Annotated in this window: 1 protein-coding gene; it reads right to left on the bottom strand. The window is 67.2% G+C overall.

From position 1 onward, the window contains the following. Window positions 1-84 precede the first annotated feature (84 nt). Window positions 85-1425, bottom strand: a complete 1341-nt coding sequence (locus ACFFIC_RS13760) for an IS701 family transposase (RefSeq protein ID WP_377051227.1) — start codon at window positions 1423-1425, stop codon at window positions 85-87. Window positions 1426-1559: the final 134 nt, after the last annotated feature.

The raw sequence follows: 1559 nt of genomic DNA, 5'->3' as shown, positions 1-1559 counted from the left end.
ATTCACGACCGCCTTGCAGCCAAGGGCCTGCTTCCTGCGGAGCACTTTGTCGATTCCGACTATCAATACCTTGGCAGTCTCGGATCAGGTGGCGGACGGAACTGTCGCCTGCAGTGCGGGCATTGGACTGGCGTGACGAGGTGAGCGAACAGTTGCCCGATGATGGCCCGGCGCATGGCGGGCAGGCTTGGTTGGGGTGGTGGTCCGCCGCTTGGGAAAGGGCTGCACCTTTTTTCCCCGCCCGCGGACGGTTCGGAGCCGCAGGTGCTGGAGGTAGGCGAAGGCCATGCAGGTCATCAGCGCGTGTCGGTGCAAGCCGGTCCAGGACCGTCCCTCGAAGTGGCCCAGCCCGAGTTCCTGCTTGAGTTGCTGATGGGCCTGCTCGCAGACCCAGCGCCCCTTGATTGCGGCGGCCAGGCTGCGCAGCGGAGTGTCAGGGCCCAGGTTGCTGAGGTAGTACTTCCGCTCCCCTGTTGAGCGCCACTCGCCGACCAGCCAGACCTCTTCCCCCGGCAGGTGCCGTGACGGACGCGTCACCTGGCCATCGCCAACTCGTACACGCAGGGCGGCAAAGCGCGCGGCAAGCGCCCCCTTGGTACCCTGCCGCCAGCTCAGCCGGCGCCACTTGAGCTTGGCCAAGACGTCCTCCACGGCCTGCGGCTGCTCACTGGGCACTGGCAGCTGGCGCGGACGGCCCCTACTGGCACGTGGCCAGCGGAGCTGGACGGCCGTTGTGTAGACCTTCTGCGTGCGCGGGATGCCCACCGCCCAGAGCAGATCCCGCTCGGAGAGCGCCTGGCGGAACCCGGCGCTCATCCCGTAGCCCGCATCGGCCAGGACGATGCCAAAGCGCAGTCCTGTCTCGCGCAACCGATCGAGTTCGGCGAGTGCGATCTCGCCCTTGCTGCGGGCCACCATCTCCGCCTCGGGCACGCCAGCCCGGGCGCAACGCTGCTGATCCTGCGTCCAGGTGTCGGGCAGGAACAGTCGCAAAGCCACGGGCAAGGGCACCTCGCCATGGGCGAGGGTGAGCGAGACAAGGGCCTGGCAGTTCGCCCTCTTGCCCACCGCCCCGCAGTACTGCCGCGCCACGCCGACCGAAAGATCGCCCTTCTTGGGCAGCGCGGTGTCGTCGATCACCAGCACCGCTTCGGGGCCGCCCAGAAGCTCGTCCGCCCTCTCCGACAGCACGCGCCAGAGCGGTGCGTCGTCCCAGGCCGGGCTGGTGATGAAGTGGTGCAGCTGGTCGTGCCCGGGCAAACCCAGCCGTGCCGCCATGGGCTGCAGGCTCTTGCGCTCGCCAGGACCAAGGAGCCCGCGCAGGTAAAAAGGAGCCCAGACCCGCCGCGTCTTGCGCCCCATCACGTCGAGAAACGGGCGAAGCCAGCTATCCAGATCGGTAGACGCGCCAATGACCTCCGCCATCGTCACCTCCCGCTAACCAGTCAACCAGCAGATGGGTTACTCACCGCCCCGTTGAAGATGCCAAGGTAGTGCTATGTGGACGCCGGGTTGCTGGTCAGCAGCCAACGAAACCATGGCATTTCGCTTGAGGGGCC

Source organism: Muricoccus vinaceus, assembly GCF_042433125.1.
Lineage (GTDB): Bacteria > Pseudomonadota > Alphaproteobacteria > Acetobacterales > Acetobacteraceae > Roseomonas > Roseomonas vinacea.
This window is presented reverse-complemented; position numbering and strand designations above follow the sequence as displayed.

Bases quoted from the DNA above. Each gene is read 5' to 3' on its own strand.
- ACFFIC_RS13760 (WP_377051227.1), bottom strand. From the start codon at position 1,425: ATGGCGGAGGTCATTGGCGCGTCTACCGATCTGGATAGCTGGCTTCGC.